General features: G+C 59.5%; 2 protein-coding genes. Both read right to left on the bottom strand.

Annotated elements, in window-relative coordinates; genetic code table 11:
* Positions 1-196: 196 nt before the first annotated feature.
* Entirely contained in the window at positions 197-892 is a 696-nt protein-coding gene (locus tag AC629_RS43510; RefSeq protein WP_168195750.1) for a tyrosine-type recombinase/integrase, read from the bottom strand.
* A 402-nt stretch (positions 893-1,294) separates the two neighbouring features.
* Positions 1,295-1,622: Mth938-like domain-containing protein (locus AC629_RS43505; protein ID WP_210419230.1), on the bottom strand; the 328-nt coding region annotated here is incomplete at its 5' end.

Below are 1,622 nucleotides of genomic sequence, written 5' to 3'. Positions count from 1 at the left end.
TGGAGTAAATGACCTTGCAACCAATCGGCAACCCGCTCGGCACGAGGTTGTCACCTATGTCTTAGGTACGATCTGTTACCGATGTCTTCGGTCTGGACATTGAGGAATTTGGTCGGAGCGAGAGGATTTGAACCTCCGACCCCTAGTCTCCCAGACCCGTGTACCGGGACCTGATTTGCGCATGTAAGTCATAGTCTTACACCGCCTTGACGGTGCGGCTCCGGTGGCCGCTCCGGTGGTTTTTGCGCCGGGCCATCCTCGCCTCAGCAACGGCCTCGATGCCGGCAGCGACCTCTTCGGCAGTGACGTGGGCACAGCGCATCGTTGTCGTAATGCTGCGGTGATCGAGCGCCTTTTGCACAATCTTGAGCGCCGCCGCCGGGCTCTCTGCCTTTACCGTGCGCAGTAGCTTGGTTGCGAAATCGTGACGAAGATCGTGATACCGGACCCGGTCCGGCCCTTCGGTCGGAAGGCTGGCGACCTTGCGGATAGCGTTCCAGACCCGCCGTAGGCCGGACTTGGTGATCGGGTAACGCTCACCCTTGGTGTACTGGTAGCGCTTGCCCCCGATGACCTTGTCGACCGTGCGCTTGGCCTCGAACGTGAAGACGTACTTCGGATGCAGCCCGCGAAGGGGCCATAGAATGGCGCGGATGGTGGGGGTGATTGCGATCTGCACGATACGGCCACCCTTGCCCTCGCGCTCTATGACACCACGGTCCCAACAGACCATGGGCCATTCCAGCGTGATGCACTCGGTCTGCCGCTTGCCGCTGGCCCAGGAGAATTGAAGTACCGGTTCATAATCCTCTCGGACCGTGGCCATCGCATGGTCTAGCTGGTCGGTCTCCGATTCCGATAGCTCGGGCTCCCGCTCGTCGGGCTCGCGCAACCAGAGCTGACCATCCGACCAGTCGGGTTCGTTCCGGAACGTAACTTTTCGCAAGTCATTGATCTTGCTTGATCGAGGGTCGGGCAATGGTGGTTGATCAGATCTCGACAACATGCCTCAACGGCAAAAGGGCCCGCCAACTCGGCGGGCCCCTCGCGGTCGGGATGAGATCGAGATCAGATCAGGCCGAGGCGGGCGGGTCCGTATTCAGGCGGCGCCACTCATCTTTCGGTATCTCGCCGCGCGATCAGTGAGCAGCGATGTGCTCGGCATCCGGCCATGCCTTGGCCTTTGACCGAATTCGGCTCGGTCGCGGCGGCCCGCTTCAAGCTCTCGTGCCGATGTCGGGCCTCCCGGTATCTGAGCTCCTCGGGATGCTCAGCTTCACCAGGGGCATTTGCTTCAACAGGTCACATGAAAGAGCCCAATCCTCTTTGCGCGTGACTGGTTGAACATTCGGATCGCCTCGGGCGTCGGCTCTAACAGGACCTTGCAGCCCTTTCTTTCGAAATAGGCTTCCGCTTCCGGCGACAGATGCACGTTGCCAAACTGACCCGAACCAATGACGACCTGGTCGCACCCACTCTCGAAGAGAAATCTTGCCTCGTCTTCTGAAAGCACGTGCGAGGTACCATAGAGCTTCTTTGACAGCTTCTTTTTCCGCTTCACGACCTCGCCGGAAAGACGAACGACGACGTCGTGCTCATAGGTTTTTCCGTCAATCGTAATC

This window comes from Bradyrhizobium sp. NAS80.1, assembly GCF_001908205.1.
Lineage (GTDB): Bacteria > Pseudomonadota > Alphaproteobacteria > Rhizobiales > Xanthobacteraceae > Bradyrhizobium.
The sequence above is the reverse complement of the archived record's forward strand: the minus strand, read 5'-3'. Positions and strand labels throughout refer to the sequence as shown.